Here is a 19,697-nt window from a genome sequence, read left to right on the forward strand (position 1 = left end):
GAGATTTGAAATGTATTATGTTTTCAATAACGCTTTAGATAAAATCATCTCAACCGCAACGCCGGTGGGTGGCCATAGTCAGAGTGATTGGTTCGTGAATGATGAAATTCATACAGAGATTGCGTCTGAGGACTCCACCAGTGATGACGACACGTCTGTTAGTGAGATTCTGAATGGTAACACTAAAGAATGGAATAGCTATGTAACTATGGACGTGCCACGGCCGTCTTCACTTTATCCAATTATGGAAACAGGTGTACATCTAGTTCACCAAAACGCTGATGGGTATTTACACTGTTACCGTGTTTCTGAAGTGGAAGTTGACAGGTCAACTGGTCTGAAGAGTATTACGGCGTATGATTTGTTACTTTGGAATTTAAAGCACCTTGTACCTGATTCAAAGACAATGGTGAACCCTACGTCTCAAGACGTTATGGAGTACCTGCTGGGAGACTCAGACTTCGTCATCAATTCTGATGAATACACTGGTGAGAGTGAAGATGACAGCGGGCGTGCTAGTTATGAGATTAACGGTACTTCTACTGCGAACTCTTTACTACAAACTGCTCTTCAAGACTTTGATTTAGAGATTCGTTCGTATGTCGAAGTTAGTCAGGGTAAGGTAATCAATAAATATGTTGATATTGTCAGTGAGCTAGGCGATCAGAGCACGGGAAAACGAGTAGAATATCGTTTCAATGCTGAAAATATTCAGCGTGAAACAATTGATACAAGCTTAATTACTGCGCTTAAACCTCTTGGCGGTTCAGATGGCACTACAACGATTGCAGATGCAAATAGTGGTAGTGAGTGGATTTTTGACGCTACCGCGAATGATGAATATAACGCAGGCAATGCCAATTATCTTGAAGGTGTTACTTCAAATACCAACATTAACACAGCGGCGGGGCTATTGACGTGGGGGAAAAAAGTTCTGGCTTATTACAATCACCCACGATCAAATTACACTGTGACTATTTCACCTGATTTTTCTGCTGCGATTGGTGACAGCGTGCGGGTGATTGATCTTGAAGATGACCCACAACAAGCACTTTCTTCACGGGTAATTCAGCAAGTTGAATCTGAAGCAACTCCTTCAAGTAACTCAGTTGTTTTAGGCGAATTTACAACGTTAGCACTGATCACACCAAGCTTGATCAATTCACTAGAAAACAAATTGAATACCAGCATTTCTGATTTGATTCAGGATGCTCTGAGTGACAACACGGCTTTGGTGGCTACGATTTTACAGCCTGATGGTGCTGACTGGTCTTCTTCAGAATCAACTAAGCGGTTTATTGGCCATGTAGAAATTTATGGCACTGATGTCACCAGCTACTGTGAAGCGCCAGCTTTTGTATGGAATGTGTACAGCAGCTCAGGTAGTGCTGATACGGACTTTTATACGACTCACCGCAATGATGGTTATTTGCTGGAATTATCAAAAGATGAATTGAGCAGTGGTTCATTGACGCTCAGCATTAATACTGACTACATCAGTGAAACGAATGTGCTGGGAATGAATGAAGATAATGGTTCAAATCTATTACAATATAGTTTAAGTGATGGTTCGGATGATTCATATACTGGGAGTGCCAAGGCATTTCAATATGTGCAACCTATTACTTCAGGAACGTATAAAGGCTATTACATTGCGTCAAGGGCGTATAAAGATAGCCCGAGTACAACAGTATCTTTGTCAGTTACTCATGATTACGCAGTTGAATTTTTACTATTGGATAGCAATGGCACTTATCAATCATCAATGGTTCTTGACGGTAGCCGTCACGGTGCCAACTTTGGCATTCAAGTAGTTGATGACCTACCGTACATCTGGACGCAAGTATATGATGACTCCAACTACTATATCAGCCGTGTTAAGTATCAGGCGAACACTATTGTAGCCGTGGACAAGCTAACTACTTATTACAAGAGCGAGCGCCACATTACTTGCAACTATGACGCAACAAATAACATGGTTGGTATTCGTCTCACATATCTTGGTCAACTTTCAGTGATTGACGCAGATGAATTAATGAATGGCAGCACTGACCTCAAATACTCTATCCTGGTTACCGACTTTGGCTACTCACTTACTGATCAGACTTTTCAATCTTTCACTGTATATGGTGACTATGTTCTTTGGAATTCAGGAAAGGTTGACATGTCGGATAAGAGAATGCTTTATTGCGCCAATCTTGTAACTAATTCGTTAGTATTTAGCTATGAGTGGGGGCTGGCAGACATTGCGGCCAGTAATGACGTTTATGAACCAGAAACTACGTATTATGACGGCACTAATTTATATGCTGGTTTCAACGTCAAAAGTAGCACTACATCAACTGATAAAGTGGAATATTTGCAGCAATATCCGCTGACTTTTAGAACCGATAGCAGTGTTTCATTTAGTGATGATGATGATTCTGAAGATGAGACAGAATAAATGAAAGGAGGTGAAATAAATGTCAACTCTTGGCACTGTGTCTGTGTCAATCACAGACGCTTCAACAACTGCTGAAACTGCACAAGCAACTGCAGACACGGCAAACACAGGCGTCACCAATTTAAATACTAGCAGCATAATGTCAGTTATCGAAAAGCAGCAGCTTGAGTACTCTTTGACTGTGGCTACAATTCAATATACGGCAATTGTCACCACAGCTAAAAGCAGTAGTATTAGTACAACGGCATTAACCACAGCTTACAACGCAATGAATACATATGAATCAAGTCTATTAGCAGATTTGACGACTGCAAGCACGGTTGACCGCGATAACTTGACTACGTTGCAAAGTACATATAACACCGCCTATTCAAATGTTCAGACGCTGATCAATGATAGTTTTAGCGACTCAATTAGTGAAGCCGCAGCAAGTGCGGCAACAGCAAGTACGGCTGCAAGTACCGCTTCAGCGGCTGCAACCAGTGCCGGTGTGGTTGGTAGTAACGCTTCTAGCACGGCTTCAGTTGCTTCAGCAGCCGCAAGCCAAGCAAGTGCAGATTACACCACGCTTAGCACAGGAGTTTCAGACGGTTCATTAATTCACATCACAACTAAGACAGCTATTGATGAAGCTGTAATTGGAACGGCAGAGTTAGCAGACGCAGCTATTACTAATGCAAAAATTGGCAGTGTGTCTGCAAGCAAATTGACTGCGGGCACGATTGACTTCAGCACTATCACTGGTACAAACATCAATGCCACCAATATCACCACAGGGACACTAGATGTAGCACGCTTGAATGTCGGTAGTTTATCAGCCTTATCTGCTGATCTAGGGACAGTGACAAGCGGCACGATTAAAGGTAATACAATCACCGGTGGCACAATCAGTGGGGCTACAGTTTCTGGTAATACAATCACCGGTGGCACGATCAGCGGTACTACAATCACGGGCACAGTCATCAATGGTGGCACGATTAACAGCGGTGTGATCAACAGCGGGACTAAGAGCACTAGTAGCTATAATACCGGCGGCTATTACCCGCTCACTATTAATGCTAGTGGCGTGTACACATCTACTATGTTTGATAGCAGTGTGGGCTTGCAAGCCGCAATTGATCAAGCGTCACTCACAACAAGCGTAAGATACTTTACTGCTTCAAGTGACGGTACGTATTATGCAAATCAAACTTCACTGAGCAATGGCCAATTGACACTTACTGACGGTTATACAGCAGCTTCAGATAATACATTTTCAAGCGGCGTTACTGCTACTGGGAGTGTCAGTCTTAGCTCTGTGTATGGTATTAATTTGTATGGCAATACGCAGACTATCACTTTTAACGGCCTGATCACTGACACTAACAAGGGTATTACTTTTACTACATACGGCAACATTAAGAGTAATGGTAATCAGGGTACTTGGTATGTTGGTTATAGCAATGGTAGTCAAACCGCTAACTTTGGTATTGATTCAGCAGGAAGTAACCCTATCACTTTCAGCCGTGAGCTGTGGGTCAGCAATATGGGGCTGGGTCTTAGACATCAGGTCAGATCTAAAGACGGCGGAGGTATCTATTTCACTGACGACAGTTCAGCACGTGTAGACACTTACCACAAGAACATTTATTATTCAGGCTCTTCTTCAAAGTCATTGCTCTCTGAGAAGACTAATGTGACGGCCGCTGACGTTAATTACTGGTCAAATCTTGCTATGAGCATTGATCTGGCCACGTACAATTATGATACAGATGATTACACTGACCCGCTGCGCTTATCAGGGATTATTGATGACGTAAACGCAACAAAAGAATGGGTTTTACCTGAAGCATTCTATGCCCGTGATGAAGACGGCAACATAGTTGGTATTGATAACGGTGTGCTTTTAAACGCTGTACTAGCTTTATCGCAGGAACAGGCAAAGCAAATTGACGAATTAAACACTAACGTTTTAGCTATGGAGGCAAAAATCAATGGATAGTTTATTAATCACGAATTACAAACCAGACTATAACAACAACATCATGACTATTTCTTTCACTATTAAAAATCTTGCGATTAGCTCAGAAAGCACAATTGCAATGGACGACTTCAACACGGCAATTGCAAACGGCGTTGAAGCTATCAAGAAGATGGTTCTGAATAGCTTGATTACCGCACTCAGCGCAATGTTGCCTGATGACACAACGACTACTACCACAGCTGAAGAAACAACAACGACAACTACTGAAGCGACTGCTGATAATACGACTGAAAGCACTACTGAAGCAGAAAGCGGGGTGACTGAATAATGAAAGTTGACGGGCAAGCATTAGTTGATAAAATGCGTGAAAATTTTGCACAAAAAATTGCGATTAGCGAACAGGAAATTGCTATGCTTCAGGTTCAAAATGACAACCTGCAACATGAATTAAACGCTTTAAAAGGGAAGAAGGAATAAGGATTGAACGTTAAAAAGTTAATTAAGGGCGGGCTGTTAACTGCGGCCGCTCTTTTCTTTTTGTCTGGGTTAAAAGTTACCGCAAACGCCGCAACACAACCTGTGCTTGACCTTTCAGAATGGCAAGGCCAGATCACAACTAGCCAAGCCAAGCTTCTAAAAGGTGAAGTGAAGGGCGTCATCTTGCGTGTGCAATATGGCTCAAACTACAAAGATAAGTATTTTGTACATAATGTGAAGGTACTGAAAGCAGCAGGTGTTCCATACGGCGTGTATGCCTTCAGTCAGTATGTCAATGCAAGTGACGCTAAACAGGAAGCAAAAGATTTTTACAATCGTTCTAAAACATATGCACCAAAGTTTTACGTGAATGACGCTGAAGAATTGACAACGACTTCAGGTACATACAGCGCTGCAACCAAGGCATTCGCCACAGAATTGCAGTCGTTAACTAGTAAGAAAGTTTATCTCTATTCATATCAAAGTTTCTACACTACGAACATTAGTTCAAAGTCTGGTTATGACGGTATGTGGTTAGCAGCCTATCAGACAAGTGCACCTTCAACCAGCTTCAGCTACCAATTGTGGCAATACACTGACAGCCGTTACAGCACTTCACTAAAGGCTTCAACAGACGCTTCAAAGTTCACTGGTAGCAATAACTGGTTTGGCACCACTATTAACAAGTCAAATTATCCTTATGGTGGTCACATTCTGAAAGAAGTGGTACGTGTTAAAGCGGGCACTAAGTTTTATGGCACTAGCAAAACTATTGATAGCTCACTCACTAAGGTTAACTTGAGAGTACATTCAATCAAGACTGTGTACACGGGAAAATCAAATCAAGTTTTAACGCTATACAACGGCAGTACGGCAATTGGTCAAGTTCGCGCGCAAGATATTAAGGCCAGTTATTTTTCAAATCCTAAAATCACTAAGGCGAAAGTAGTGAAGAATAACGGTATCTGGACGTATAAAAACGGTAAGAGACAAACTCATATTAAGAAAGGTACGGTCTTAAAAGTAGATGGTTATGAAATTAACAGTGGCGGTTATCGGAGATTTAAACACTCTGGCCACAAGACTAATTTCACTGCTAACAAGGCTAATATTAAGGTAGTGAAGTAAATGGCACAGGGCGATATTAGTGATGAAACCCGTTTATTAATGGAGATTAAAGAAAATCTAGGCCGTCTAAACCAGAAATTTGACGATATGGGAAGCATTGATGAAAAGGTCAACCAAGCGTTAGCTTCTAGTAATGAAAACAGTCGTCGGATTGATCGACTAACAGCGATTCAAAATTGGCTGATTAGTGTATTGGTGGGCGGTGGCTTAATAACCTTATTAGTTTACATTGCAGAAAAATTTATTTAGGAGAGACAATGATGACAAAAATAAAAAAAGCAGTAACCAAATTCTTTCAGACCATTGCGGCAACTTTTAAGGCTAACTACACTAAAGCTTCTTACTGGGCCCAAATCATTGGTTCAGTATTAGTGATTGGACTGGCCGTCGCCACGGTATTTTTTAACGATAGTATTGATACCAATACGGTTTTATTGATCATTACCGGCGTCGGATCACTATTAGCATTTTGGGGCGTGATTACAGATAATTCCATTTTGGAGGATACGGGTAACATAATCAAAACCAAGTCGAACACGCTAGCTTCTACGGAGCAAACGGTCGTGGAAGCCTTGTCAGAAGCCCAGGCTAAGATTGCGGCAGCTAACTCAGCAGTGGCCAGTCAAGCCGCAGTCGAGGCATCACAGGCAGTAGTGGCGGCTTACAGTCAAGCTGCTAGTGCGGCGGCAGTTGGTGACACGGCCACGGCTAGTTCAGCAGCCACTTTAGCGTCATCGCTAGCGGCTAATTTGGATAGCAATGCGCAATCAGATGCCGAAACGACGTCAGAATCCGCCTCACAAGCAGGCGAAAAGTAGTATAATTAAATATTGAATTTGCTAATCTCCTGCGCTTCGGCGTGGGGGATTTTTAGTTTGGCAGAAGTATACAAAAAAGGACCAGTCAAGACTGGCCCAATGCTTAAAGTAAAATAGGTGTTTTTCTGTTATCCCCTCCCTAAAGGCCAAGGGAAAACGTTAATAATTATACATCAAAGCTGGCAAATGTAAAGAGGCTTATAGGCTACTTCGAGTATTGCGATAGCGTTGTCATTTCTCGATCAAGCTTTACAAAACGGTAAATAATAAGTATAATGCCAGCTGTCTCTAGGGTGTTTCTAGATGATAGTTATAACTTGATTAATTCCCCTGCGTTTCGGCGCGGGGGAATTTTCATGAATTTAATCAAGCCGGATTAGTATTATTGATATTAAGAAGATGTTGTGAAACTATGTAAACTTGGCCCCTCACAAGAGCGATACTAAAAGCGATACTGAGAAAACTTAATAGGGCCTAAACACAGTGGTATCAAAGGGCTTAGACGTTTTACTATGAAATCTTCTTGGCCGCACTAATGAATGTAAGAGCTCTTGAAATGCTGGGTTACTGGTGTTTTGAGAGCTTTTTTAGTATTCAAACCTATATTCGTTCGAATGATGTATTTTTGGATAATCGGGTAGGGATTAACGGCAGGCGTTGCAAGGAACAGAGGAGTTTTGAATGTCACAAGAAAAGTATTCTAATAATAAAGAATCTTCAGATAAAAATGAAAAACCAGTTAAACCAGTTAAACTAGTTAGACCAGTTAAACTAGCTAAACCGGTAGTAGACAAAAAATTAGTGCAACGCATTCGGAAGATGTCCGAAAGGGATGGTTGTACAAAAGATTTTGCAACAATTTTTGTGAAATGGTTTGATATTTACCCGACCCATATTAGTGTTACAACTTTGAAAATAAATGATAATCTCTATTGGAGTTGTAAGTATCAATGGGCACAATGGATAGCTTTCATTAGTTTGTACTTAATAGTATGGTTTTTTTATAGGAATGCAATACCAGCAATGTTTGTTTCTATTCTGGTATGCATGTGTGCATTTAGATATGCATATAACTTAGTCAACAGATGTGCGCGAAGTAAGCCAACTCAGAAAGAATTCGTTGACATACTAAAAGAGGTAGGAATAACAGATCTGACGATGTTACAGCAATATATTGATGATATGCAAATCATATATCCAAGTCGTAAATATGAGAACAAAAGAATTAATTATGTAGCACTTTTGTCACTGGTCGTTTCAGCAACTCTTTTATTAGCTGTTTTGACCAAAGATCACAATGAAAAGGCTGAATTTGTCGAAGGAATGCTTAAATTAATCGGATTGATCATATTCATTGTTGCTGCGATTAAAACTGCATGTTTACTTTTGGGCTACAATACTGCCAGCAAGAGCTCCAGACTTAAAGAATTAAGAGCTGAAATGATTCAATTACAGCATGAGTGGACATTGAGAAAGATACATCGCATCTAAATTAGGCGTACAGATTCATAATCAACAATTAAGCAGTATCCGTAATTATTAGTTACTGATATTATTTAGTTACAATTTTAGTTCGAATTTTGAATAATTGACTGAGTTTCAAGAAAGCATTAATCAGAAGAAACGAAGAGCGGTATTGTTAAGATTGTCTCATTTAGAGGATGGTGATGATTAAAAGCTGGCCAAATGAGATGTTTTCTCCTGAGTGTACTCAAAACAAAAGTGTTTTAACGATTGCAATCAGCTGCTCAGCGTTACACTCGATTAGTACCATCATTATTTTTAGCCGGTTTCAACAGCACCAATCCAAATGAGGTAAAACAGATGAACAAAGCAGAAGAACCGAAAGAACCGAAAGAACCCACCTATGATGAACTCATCCAAAAAATCTCACACAAGTCGTGGTTTGGCGGCATGAGTATGCCTACCAGGGAAGAAATTAATGCGCTACTAGCAGCGCGGTGGCGAGAACGTGATGAAGCGGAACGGAAGTTAAAAGCTTCGAAGCAGCATGAAGACTAACTGAATCTGAATACAAAGCCGGCTGTTCGTGGGGATCAGTCGGCTTTTGTAGTGAATAACACGTATTTTGAGATATGGGTTATCATGAATTATGAGTCTGCCATAACGGGGCGGTATTGCTGAATGCTTGGGTCGTTGAACGATTCAAGAAAGCTGACAACCAAAAATGGACATCACACTTAAGTGATATCCATTTTATTGAGGGCACCGTCCACATATTTCAGTGACTATCACCGCCCAGTGGTCTTAAGACCATATGATAGTTCTTCCATGATTAAATACTAGTATTTTGTAACCACCGAGTCAAGTAGTGTTTAACAACGCTGTCACTCTGCATGTATGAATTAGCTATGATACATAAATACCATTTGATTGCTTAAATCTTTGAATTAACGCAGACCTAGATTTTCAAGAACCAACACCCCTAACGTCCACCAACTTTGCCGTATTTTATATTTCAATCTCACGCTTACCAGCATTATAATGTAAACGGTTAATCGATTGGCTAGCAGTTAATGGAAGGTGAGGGGCAGTAATTGACTAAAATCAGCAGATTATGGGGTATACTCGGTAGTTTATTGGTTGGTGTAGGGCTGGCGCAAACGGCACATGCTGCTAATCCGCCACGGGCCGCGACCACCTATCCCATCCGTGCGATTCAAGTGACCCCAGCACGCGTTTATCAGATCAAGCGTCAAACGGGTGTTGGCTACCATCTAACGGTTTTGCCGGGACAGCGGGCGCAATTGCGCGTTAATTTGCATTTGAAGTATCATCCACAGACCAAGTGGACGCGAACTGAACAAGCTGACATCTATCGTCACGGTCAGCGGCAACGCTACTATTACGTGCATAACGCTGCTCATCAGAGTGGCTGGGTTGCGGCGGCCGACTTGAAACCAGTTACGACGGACGCCGTACAGTTAAAGGTCCCACTCATCAATCAGTTGCCAGAATTGCCGACGGGCTGTGAAATGACGGCGGCCACGATGCTGCTGCAGTATGCGGGTGTCCGAATCGATAAGTTGGCGTTAGCGGCGTTAGTGCCACGTAGTTCCAATCCTAACACGGGGTTTGTTGGCGACCCGACGTCTGAATACGGTGTCGGTCTCTATATTTATCCGCAGGGGCTGTTACCGACGATGCGGCATTTCTTACCAACCGCGGTCGATTTGAGTGGCGTCAGCCTGCTCACAATCAAACAACGATTAGCTGCTCGGCACCCCGTGGTCGTGTGGGTCAAAGGACTAGATGGTTTTGCCAGCCACACCATCACGTTAACGGGGTACACTGCGACGACGATTCGTTACAATGACCCCTGGAATGGCCAGCATGGCGAGCTGACCAATTCGGTCTTTGAAGCGATGTGGCAAGGTAATGGGCGCCGGTCACTGAGTTATTAAGAAATTAATACCATCGTTAACTTTAGTTACTGTTTCGTAATTTTAGGTTAAAAAATACGCTATTTGATACACAAAAACTGGAATTTGATACTGTATTGCTTTTGTGTATCAAAAAGGCCTTTGTTATATGGGCTTTTACCGCTAGTGTATTTTGGCACGGAATTTGCATGTATATTAGTGAGTGCGAAAAAGATTGCGCTTACAGTATCAAAAAACATAAATAGTTACAGGCAATTTTAGATATTATTTATTCGTTTTATATGACTGTAACGAAAAAATAGGAGGTACAAAGATGGTAAGCATTATCATTGCTAGTCACGGCGAATTCGCTAAAGGCATCTATCAATCCGGATCAATGATTTTCGGCGAACAAGAAAACGTTCAAGCTGTTACATTGATGCCTAGCGAAGGCCCTGACGACATCAAGGCTAAGTTGGAAAAAGCCATTGCTTCATTCGACGATCAAGAGCAAGTCTTATTCTTAGTCGACCTTTGGGGCGGAACACCATTCAACCAAGTCAACGGCTTGTTTGAAGCACACAAGGACAAATGGGCAATCGTTGCCGGTTTGAACTTGCCAATGTTGATTGAAGCATACGCTTCACGGCTTTCAATGGATTCGGCACACGAAATTGCCACCCACATCATTGAAACGGCCAAGGACGGCGTTAAGGTTCGTCCTGAAGCATTAGCACCTAAGGAAGAAAAGGCAGCTGCTGCAGCTACCAATAATGCTAATGCCGGTCGTCCAGGGACGATGGAATATGGTTTGGCACGGATTGACTCACGTCTCTTGCATGGGCAAGTTGCCACTGCATGGAGCAAGACGGTCAACCCAACTCGGATCATCGTTGCGTCAGATAACGTTGCGAAGGATGAGTTACGGACTAACATGATCAAGCAAGCAGCGCCTTCTGGTGTGAAAGCTCACGTTATTCCAATCAAGCAAATGATTAAGATTGCCAAGGATGACAAGCACTTTGGTGGTCAAAAAGCATTAGTCCTATTCGAAACGCCACAAGATGCCTTACGTGCAATCGAAGGTGGCGTGCCGATCAAGACCTTGAACATTGGTTCAATGGCTCACTCGGCTGGTAAAGTTCAACCAAACAAAGTTTTGGCCTTTGATCAAGATGACATTGACACTTACCGGAAACTCGAACAAGACGGCATCGAATTCGATGTTCGGAAGGTTCCAAGTGATGGTAAGGAAAACATGGATAACATTTTAAACAAAGCTGAAAACATGTTAAAGGAACAAAAGTAGTTTCAAGAATATCAGAAAAGATGGAGGATTAAATCATGAATTTGAACGTAATTCAAGTGATTTTAGTCGTACTTGTATCATTTTTAGCTGGTATGGAAGGTATTTTGGATGAATTCCACTTCCATCAGCCAGTTGTTGCATGTACCCTAATCGGATTAGTAACCGGACAATTAGTCCCATGCATTATCTTAGGTGGGAGTCTTCAAATGATTGCCTTAGGTTGGGCCAACATTGGTGCCGCCGTTGCACCTGATGCTGCGTTAGCATCAATTGCATCTGCAATTATCTTAGTTTTAGGTGGCCAAGGCCGTGCCGGGGTTACTTCAGCCATTGCGATCGCCGTTCCTTTGGCCGTTGCTGGTTTACTTTTAACCATCATCGCCCGGACGTTAGCAACTGGTATTGTTCACATCATGGACCGTGCTGCTGAAGAAGGTAGCTTTGCCAAGATCGATTTCTGGCAATGGGTTGCCATCTGCATGCAAGGTCTTCGTATCGCGATTCCAGCCGCTTTGATCTTAGCCGTTGGTGCCACTCCTGTTAAGGCAATGTTGAACGCAATGCCTAGTTGGTTGACTGATGGTTTGTCAATCGGTGGTGGTATGGTTGTTGCCGTTGGGTACGCCATGGTTATCAACATGATGGCTTCTCGTGAGGTTTGGCCATTCTTCGCTTTAGGTTTCGTCTTAGCCGCAATCAGTGACATTACTTTGATTGGTTTAGGTGCAATCGGGATTTCCTTAGCCTTGATGTACTTAGCACTTTCGAAGCAAGGTAACTCTGGCAGCAATGGTGGTGGCGCTAATACTGGTGATCCAGTTGGCGACATTATCGACAAGTATTAGAGAAGGAGGCAAACTGAGATGTCTGAAACTACAAATATTACTAAAAAAGTAACGTTAAGTAAAAGTGATCGTCTGCATGTTTGGTGGCGTTCAACGTTCCTCCAAGGTTCATGGAACTATGAACGTATGCAAAACGGTGGTTGGGCCTATTCATTAATTCCAGCAATCAAGAAATTATACACGACTAAAGAAGACCGTGCCGCAGCTTTGAAGCGTCACATGGAATTCTTCAATACCCACCCATACGTTGCTTCACCAGTTATTGGTGTTACCTTAGCGCTTGAAGAAGAACGTGCTAATGGTGCTCCAATTGATGATGTTACGATCCAAGGGGTTAAAGTTGGTATGATGGGACCGTTAGCCGGTGTTGGGGACCCTGTGTTCTGGTATACGGTTAAGCCAATTGTTGGTGCCTTAGCTGCATCACTTGCGATCTCTGGTAGTATCGTTGGACCAATTTTATACTTCGTTGTTTGGAACGCAATTCGGATGGGCTTCATGTGGTATACGCAAGAATTCGGTTACAAAGCCGGTTCTAAGATTACCGATGACTTATCTGGTGGTATTTTACAAGATATTACGCGTGGTGCTTCCATGCTTGGGATGTTTATCCTTGCTGCCTTAATTGAGCGGTGGGTTGTTGTGGACTTTAGTCCTGTTAAAGTCTCGACAATCAAGCAACAAGCCGGTGCTTACATCGACTGGGACAAGTTGCCAAAGGGCTCTGCTGGGATTAAGGAAGCCTTATCACAACAAGCCGCTGGACGTTCACTTGATAAATACAAAGTAACGACTTTGCAAGATAACTTGAATCAATTGATTCCTGGGTTGATGGCCTTACTGTTAACCTTCCTCTGCATGTGGTTACTGAAGAAGAAAGTTTCACCAATCGTTATCATTCTTGGCCTCTTCGTATTTGGGGTTCTGATGCACGTTATTGGTTGGATGTAAAATTCGGTTTCGTGGTATTGAAAGGATGGACTCGTTGGAGCTCATCCTTTTTATTTAGTTCGGCAGGTTTTGCATAAAGCAGGCCCTCGCCGTATAATCGGGTAGTAATAGAAGGTGATAGGAGGAGTGTCAGATGGTTCAATCAATTAATACGAAGGTTGACTTAGTCATGAATGGGAACTCGCATATGGGCTTGACCGACTATGGCAAAATCATGGTAGGCGACAACGGCTTTGAATTTTACGATGACAGCAATGTCCGTAATTTTATTCAGATTCCCTGGACGGAAGTCAACTATGTCGTGGTATCAGTGATGTTTGGTGGTCACTGGATTCCACGGTTCTCATTTCAAACGAAGCGTAACGGCATGATTACTTTTTCGGCCAAAGACCCGAAAAAGGTGTTGCGTGCCGTGCGCAAGTATATTGAGCCGGATCACATCGTTAAGTCGTTAACATTCTTCCAGGTCCTGGGCAGAATCTTTAAGGGCAAAAATAACAAGGACAAGTATCTGAAGTAGCTGCATGATACGGGTGGCAGCGCCTGCTATCGTGATTAATTGGACTACTATCACACGAGCTTACGTGCCGTTAGTCGTTGGACTGACCGTCGCGTGGGCTCGTTTTGTAATTCTGTGAAATGGTATAGGGGGGATAGGCAACTTGCCTTGACGGGCCTTTTGGGGGAATACCCCACTGACCTTTAAAAAGTCGATTATCAGCTAACTATGGTAGAATGTAGTGTGTTATAGTGTATCAAATCGAACAAAATAGTTGAGCCTGGTAAAAAGGAGTGGCGATTTTGACCAGAAAATCCAAAATATACGAATACGTCCGCGAGCACAGTGATTCGCACGGGCTAACAACGGAAATGGTTGCGACCGCGTTAATGATAGCGCGTTCAAACGTTAGTAAAGAATTGAATACACTCGTGCGCGAAGGCCAACTCCATAAGTTAGCTGGCCGGCCAGTCCATTATGTGCCGGCTACGGATGAATTAGCAACCGCGCCAACCACTGTTAGTGACGTAGCGAATGCCACGATGGCGAAGCGAATGCCGAATACCGGAACGACGACCACGGCACCTAAGTCAGCTGCCACCGATATTTTTGAAAATATGATTGGGTCGCACGAAAGCCTATCTAATCAGGTCGAACAGGCCAAAGCGGCGATTTTGTACCCACCGCGGGGCTTGAATACGTTGATTATTGGGCCAACTGGTTCAGGGAAGACTTACTTTGCAAACGCCATGTATCGTTTCGCGGAGAACCAACAAGTGCTGACCAATCCACAAGGGTTGATTACGTTCAACTGTGCGGACTATGCCCATAACCCTGAATTATTGATGTCGCACTTATTTGGTTACGTCAAAGGGTCGTTTACGGGTGCTAACGAAGATAAGGATGGGCTGATTCAGGAAGCAGACGGCGGCATGCTGTTCTTGGATGAAGTGCACCGGCTGCCACCAGAAGGGCAAGAAATGATTTTCTACTTCATGGATCATGGCACCTATTCGCGGCTGGGCGAGACGGCCAAGAGTCACCATGCTAATGTGCGCCTCGTCTGTGCGACGACCGAAGACCCCGAGAGTACCTTGTTACAGACCTTTGTGCGTCGGATTCCGATTACGATTCAACTCCCGGCCTTCAATCACCGTTCAGCGAAGGAACGTTTGGAACTGCTGAAAGCGTTATTATCATTAGAAGCCAACCGAATCAATAAGCAGATTCGGTTAACGGAAGACGTCGTCCAGGCCTTGTTAGGGTCGGTCACGTTTGGGAACGTCGGCCAGTTGAAGTCCAATATCCAATTGGTCTGTGCGCAAGGCTTCGTTAATAGCATCGAGAATGACAGTGAAATCACGATTACCATGGATGACTTACCACAAAACATTCGGAGTGGTCTGATGACGGTGGCGTCGAATCGTCATGAATTAGGGGCGATCTCAGAGTTGCTCGACCCAGTTCTGATCGTTAAACCCAACGATGGTCCGACACCGTTGCGGAATAAAAATGATAATTATGAGTTACCTTATAATTTATACGAAATTATTGGGGATAAGGCGTCCTTGCTTCGCCGTGAAGGGCTGGATAAGGAGCACATCAACCGCTTCATTACGACGGACATTAACTTGCATTTGAAGTCGTTTTATAAGCAGAATCAACTAGAAGTGTCACCGGAGAACAAACTCGCTGAAATCGTCGATCAAGACGTTATCGATTTCACGAAGACGGCCCAGATGACGATTCAGGACATGCTCGGTTATAATTTCAAAGATAACTTTATTTATGCGGTCAGTTTGCACGTCAGCTCGTTTATCAAACGCATTCAGGCCGGTAAACCGATGCGACAAATGAGCTCGGATATGTTAGCGATGGTGCGCGAATATCCGGCTGAAATCAAAGCGGCTGAAACACTCAAAAAAGGCTTGGAGGAACGTTATCATCTACCAATTCCACAGTCCGAAGTGTATTACCTCGCCATTTTATTGATTTCCTTGAAATCGATGCAGCTCAATGGCAAGGTTGGTGTGCTAGTAGCAGCCCATGGCATGAGTACCGCCTCTTCCATGGCGCAAGTCGTTGGTCAGCTCCTGGATGACTACGATATTCAAGCATTCGATATGCCGCTCGATATGGATCCCAGCGTGGCGTACGACCATGTCAAACGGCGCATTGAAAAGATGGATTCGGGCAAGGGTGTGTTGTTACTCGTTGACATGGGGTCGCTGACGACTTTTGGTGAACGGATTCAACAGGAGACTGGCATCGCCACGCGCACGATTGACATGGTGACCACACCGGTCGTACTGGAAGCCGTTCGTAAGGCCAGCCTGGTCGACAGCGATTTGGACTCGATGTATCAAGAACTGGTTGGCTTTAAGGGTTATTCGCGGATTTCTCGTAACTTGCCAACTGATGACCAGAAAGCGACCGTTAAGCCAGCGTTAGCGACGGATAAGACCCCGCAGCGCGCAATTATTGCGATTTGTGCAACTGGAGTGGGAACCGCTGAACGCATCAAGACGATTCTGGACAGTTTGTTAGCCCAGAACTTCATCGAAGGCATTACAGTCTTTCCAATTTCAGTCGTTGAAATGAAGACTCGTATCCAGCAAATTAGTCAGAATTATCAAATTATTGCGGCGACTGGGATTACCAAGCCGGAGCTCGACGTGCCGTTTATCTCCTTGGAAGAACTATTGCAGGGTGGTGGCGAGAAATTTATCGACCAACTAGCAACTGGGATGGATTCGCCACAGACGATGGCCGAGGAAGCCCAACAGTTGACACCAGAGCTCTGCGAACGGTATTTAGGCGACTACTTCACGTTCCTCAACCCCAAGAAGCTGACCGGGATTTTATGGGCGTATAGCGAAGTGATTGCCACCCATCTGGATGGTGAGATGAGCAACGCCTTTCGTATCGACCTCATCATGCATCTGGCCGGGGCCCTAGAGCGGACGGCCATCAAGGATGAGATTTCAGCCCCGACTGAAGAAATGCCCGATATTATGGCTTCCAAGTGGTATCCGATTATTCAAACAGCTAACCAGCAACTGACCGACCAACTTCAGCTAACCTTCTCAGCGGCGGAAAATTATTATATTGTGCAATTATTAGAGAGTCATCAAGCGCAAGTCCTGGTCAGTTGATACACTAACTTGGCATGGTTCTTGCATGTATCTTAATGAGTATTAGTTATAGACTGAGGAGGGAACACCGATGTTAGCATTTGTTGTTGTGAGTCATGGCAGCTTTGCCCGGGGGATCGTGGACTCATCGTACATGATATTTGGCAAGCAGGATAAGGTCCAGACGGTCACGTTTCAATTAGACGAAGAGCCCAGCGTCCTGACTGAAAAACTGATGGCGGCGGTCGACCGGTTTGATGCCGATGACCAAGTCCTGTTCATGGTCGACTTATGGGGTGGGTCCCCATTCAACGCGGCGAGCCGCATTGTCGCTGAACATACCGACCGAATGGGACTCGTCACCGGCCTGAATCTGCCAATGTTGATTGAAGCCTATACGGTCAGAGACAAACCAATCGACGACGTTATCGCCCACCTGGAAGAGACGGGTAAGATTGGTATCAAACATTTGAACTTATTAAAAGAAGACGAGGAAGATGAGCCACTATGACGATGGATATTCGCTTGGCGCGGATCGATAGTCGGCTCTTGCACGGGCAGGTCGCCACGGTCTGGACCAAAAGTGTCAGTCCTAACCGGATTCTAGTCGTGTCTGATGAGGTCGCCCGGGATGCACTGCGCAAGATTTTAATCGTTCAAGCGGCGCCACCGGGTGTCAAAGCGAATGTGATTACGGTCGACAAGATGATCGAGATCTATCATGATTCCCTGTTCGACAATGTCAAACCACTGATTCTGACGGATACGCCGCAAAACATGGCGCGCCTCGTTGCCGGCGGGTTGGATTTTAGCCAGACAGGTGTCGACATTGGCAGCCTCGCTTTTTCAACCGGAATGGTGATGGTCACCAATGCGGTCGCCGTCGGTCAGGCTGAAGCTGACGCTTTGTATGCGTTGGCCGCGGCCGGATTAAAAGTCTACGCCCAGAAGGTGCCGACGGACAAACAGGTCGATTTGATGCCCTTGCTGGCTAAAAACGGCTTTGCGGCACCTGGCCAACCAGAAACTGAATTGAAATAGCCGATTCGCCAATTAAACGATTCGATACGAGACTCGATTTGAGATAGTTACGTAAGAAGTCACAACCAATTCTTACGATAACTATCTTATTTTTGTTTAAGCGGCAGTGGACAAGTGAGAAGCGGCCCAAAATCAGCGCCGGTTTCTAAGGATTTACCAAAAATCCGGCTGGAAACTTTGACCGGCACGGTTTTATTGATAAAATTAAACTAATTGAAACGGAAAGTAGCGGGGGTTTAAAAATGCCAACTTATACAAAATTAACCGCCATGGGACAGTATGTTCCGGCACGCGTCGTTGACAATGACGAATTAGCGACGATCATGGATACGAGCGACGAGTGGATTCAAGCTCATACAGGAATCAAGACCCGGCACTATGCCATGAATGATGAGAATACCTCAGATCTAGCCACCCAGGTCGCCCAGCAGTTGCTGCAAAAGAGTGGCGTGGCAGCTAGTGCCATCGACTTGATTTTAGTGACGACGATTACGCCGGACGCGTTGACACCAGCCACCGCTTGTTTAGTGCAGGCGAATATTGGCGCCAGCAATGCCTTTGCCTTCGACCTTAGTGCCGCTTGTGCAGGGTTTACCTTTGGCTTAGCAACGGCGGATAAATTCATTCGTAGTGGCCAGTATCAGAACGTGATGGTTATCAGTGCGGAAGTCAATTCCAAGATGATGGACTTTCAAGACCGGACCGCGGCCGTCTTTTTCGGCGATGGCGCGGGTGGTGCGTTGTTGCAAGCAACGACGGATCCTGCAGAAAACAGTATTTTAGCTGAAAAGTTACAATCACAAGGTAACGCTGAAGTGATTCATTCGGGCCGCGTGCAGCCCATCACGAAAGTTGCAGCGGACAATTATCCGAAGACGGACGCGTTCTACCAAGCTGGGCGCGACGTCTTTCAATTTGCGACCACGGTCGTCCCAGAACAGATGCGTGGTGTGATTGCGGATGCTAAGCTGTCGACTGACGACTTGCAACACGTCATTTGTCACCAAGCCAATTTACGAATCATTGAAAAAATCGCGGCCAACTTAGCGTTACCAATGGCGAAATTTCCGCATAACGTTGAACAGTTAGGCAACACCTCCTCAGCTGGTGTCGCGATGGCGTTAGCGAGTGTATTCGATACCTTAACTGGACCAACGTTACTCACGGCCTTTGGTGGTGGGTTAGCCTATGGGTCCGTATTGATTAAGAAGTAGACGAGGGGTGCGAAAATGGAATTAAAAGATTTAGACCGATTAGTCGAGAAGTATGCGCGGCAAGGCTATCAACAAATTCGGGTCAAAGCCGGCGACTTGGAGATTGCCGTCACCAAACCGAGTGTCACTGCACCAGTAAACGCGGCAGCGTCGACAAACACAGTGACAAATCCGTCCGCTGACGATCAGGCGGCAGCCATCACGAACGAATCCGCCATCACTGAATCTACAACGACTGAAGCTGCAATCGGCGCTACTGACACGGCGAACGTCACGATTCCGAGTCCAATGGTAGGCGTCGTCCATTTAGCTCCGGACTTACAAGTTGGGCAGTCAGTGACGGCTGGTCAAGAATTGGGCCAAATCGAGAGTATGAAGTTGTTTAACCCCCTCGTGAGTCCGGCTGACGGCACGCTCACGGCGGTACTGATTGCGGATAACGCGACCGTCGAATATGAACAACCCTTATTTACAATGCGAAAGGATCGGTAG

The 19,697-nt window shown here is 44.5% G+C and carries 19 protein-coding genes; all 19 read left to right on the forward strand.

All coding sequences use genetic code 11. From position 1 onward, the window contains the following. Positions 1-10 precede the first annotated feature (10 nt). Complete coding sequence (locus KGF65_RS08290) at positions 11-2,443, forward strand: phage tail spike protein (protein WP_159257440.1); 2,433 nt, start codon at positions 11-13, stop codon at positions 2,441-2,443. A 19-nt stretch (positions 2,444-2,462) separates the two neighbouring features. Then, positions 2,463-4,424, forward strand: a complete 1,962-nt coding sequence (locus KGF65_RS08295) for a hypothetical protein (protein WP_216748331.1) — start codon at positions 2,463-2,465, stop codon at positions 4,422-4,424. Continuing rightward, a complete protein-coding gene (locus tag KGF65_RS08300; RefSeq protein WP_216748332.1) occupies positions 4,417-4,734 on the forward strand; it encodes a hypothetical protein in 318 nt (105 codons plus the stop codon). Before KGF65_RS08295 ends, KGF65_RS08300 begins: the two co-directional genes overlap by 8 nt. Beyond that, a complete protein-coding gene (locus KGF65_RS08305) occupies positions 4,734-4,883 on the forward strand; it encodes a hypothetical protein (RefSeq protein ID WP_156182995.1) in 150 nt (49 codons plus the stop codon). Before KGF65_RS08300 ends, KGF65_RS08305 begins: the two co-directional genes overlap by 1 nt. Before the next feature lie 3 nt (positions 4,884-4,886). Continuing rightward, positions 4,887-6,011 (forward strand): GH25 family lysozyme, encoded by a 1,125-nt coding sequence (locus KGF65_RS08310; RefSeq protein ID WP_216748333.1) that lies wholly within the window; start codon positions 4,887-4,889, stop codon positions 6,009-6,011. After that, entirely contained in the window at positions 6,012-6,260 is a 249-nt protein-coding gene (locus KGF65_RS08315; RefSeq protein ID WP_216748334.1) for a hemolysin XhlA family protein, read from the forward strand. Positions 6,261-6,271: 11 nt separating this feature from the next. Beyond that, positions 6,272-6,829 carry a holin gene (locus tag KGF65_RS08320; protein WP_216748335.1) on the forward strand — a complete coding sequence of 186 codons (558 nt, stop codon included), beginning with the start codon at positions 6,272-6,274 and terminating at the stop codon, positions 6,827-6,829. A gap of 681 nt (positions 6,830-7,510) precedes the next feature. Continuing rightward, a complete protein-coding gene (locus tag KGF65_RS08325) occupies positions 7,511-8,320 on the forward strand; it encodes a hypothetical protein (protein ID WP_216748336.1) in 810 nt (269 codons plus the stop codon). A gap of 333 nt (positions 8,321-8,653) precedes the next feature. After that, a complete protein-coding gene (locus KGF65_RS08330; RefSeq protein ID WP_050339214.1) occupies positions 8,654-8,851 on the forward strand; it encodes a hypothetical protein in 198 nt (65 codons plus the stop codon). A 536-nt stretch (positions 8,852-9,387) separates the two neighbouring features. Beyond that, positions 9,388-10,254, forward strand: a complete 867-nt coding sequence (locus KGF65_RS08335) for a C39 family peptidase (protein ID WP_101874027.1) — start codon at positions 9,388-9,390, stop codon at positions 10,252-10,254. A gap of 292 nt (positions 10,255-10,546) precedes the next feature. Continuing rightward, on the forward strand, positions 10,547-11,521 hold the full coding sequence (locus tag KGF65_RS08340) for a mannose/fructose/sorbose PTS transporter subunit IIA (protein WP_003637738.1): 975 nt from the start codon (positions 10,547-10,549) through the stop codon (positions 11,519-11,521). Positions 11,522-11,556: 35 nt separating this feature from the next. Continuing rightward, a complete protein-coding gene (locus tag KGF65_RS08345) occupies positions 11,557-12,366 on the forward strand; it encodes a PTS mannose/fructose/sorbose transporter subunit IIC (protein ID WP_050339213.1) in 810 nt (269 codons plus the stop codon). A gap of 18 nt (positions 12,367-12,384) precedes the next feature. Then, positions 12,385-13,317, forward strand: a complete 933-nt coding sequence (locus KGF65_RS08350) for a PTS system mannose/fructose/sorbose family transporter subunit IID (protein WP_050339212.1) — start codon at positions 12,385-12,387, stop codon at positions 13,315-13,317. Between the two features lie 133 nt (positions 13,318-13,450). Continuing rightward, positions 13,451-13,837: a DUF956 family protein gene (locus KGF65_RS08355; RefSeq protein WP_101874025.1), complete on the forward strand. Its 387-nt coding sequence runs from the start codon at positions 13,451-13,453 to the stop codon at positions 13,835-13,837. A gap of 281 nt (positions 13,838-14,118) precedes the next feature. Further along, on the forward strand, positions 14,119-16,971 hold the full coding sequence (locus KGF65_RS08360; RefSeq protein ID WP_216748337.1) for a sigma-54-dependent transcriptional regulator: 2,853 nt from the start codon (positions 14,119-14,121) through the stop codon (positions 16,969-16,971). Positions 16,972-17,041: 70 nt separating this feature from the next. Continuing rightward, positions 17,042-17,461 carry a PTS sugar transporter subunit IIA gene (locus tag KGF65_RS08365; protein ID WP_003637743.1) on the forward strand — a complete coding sequence of 140 codons (420 nt, stop codon included), beginning with the start codon at positions 17,042-17,044 and terminating at the stop codon, positions 17,459-17,461. Further along, positions 17,458-17,991: a PTS sugar transporter subunit IIB gene (locus KGF65_RS08370; RefSeq protein ID WP_101874024.1), complete on the forward strand. Its 534-nt coding sequence runs from the start codon at positions 17,458-17,460 to the stop codon at positions 17,989-17,991. The genes KGF65_RS08365 and KGF65_RS08370 overlap by 4 nt, the downstream gene beginning before the upstream one ends. Positions 17,992-18,233: 242 nt before the next feature. Continuing rightward, positions 18,234-19,205: a ketoacyl-ACP synthase III gene (locus KGF65_RS08375; protein WP_216748338.1), complete on the forward strand. Its 972-nt coding sequence runs from the start codon at positions 18,234-18,236 to the stop codon at positions 19,203-19,205. 15 nt (positions 19,206-19,220) lie between these two features. Continuing rightward, the gene (locus tag KGF65_RS08380) at positions 19,221-19,697 is read left to right on the forward strand and encodes a biotin/lipoyl-containing protein (RefSeq protein ID WP_101874022.1); all 477 of its coding nucleotides are present in this window, start codon (positions 19,221-19,223) and stop codon (positions 19,695-19,697) included.

The sequence above is a fragment of the Lactiplantibacillus sp. 30.2.29 genome (genome assembly GCF_018991255.1).
GTDB classification, from domain to species: Bacteria; Bacillota; Bacilli; order Lactobacillales; family Lactobacillaceae; genus Lactiplantibacillus; species Lactiplantibacillus pentosus.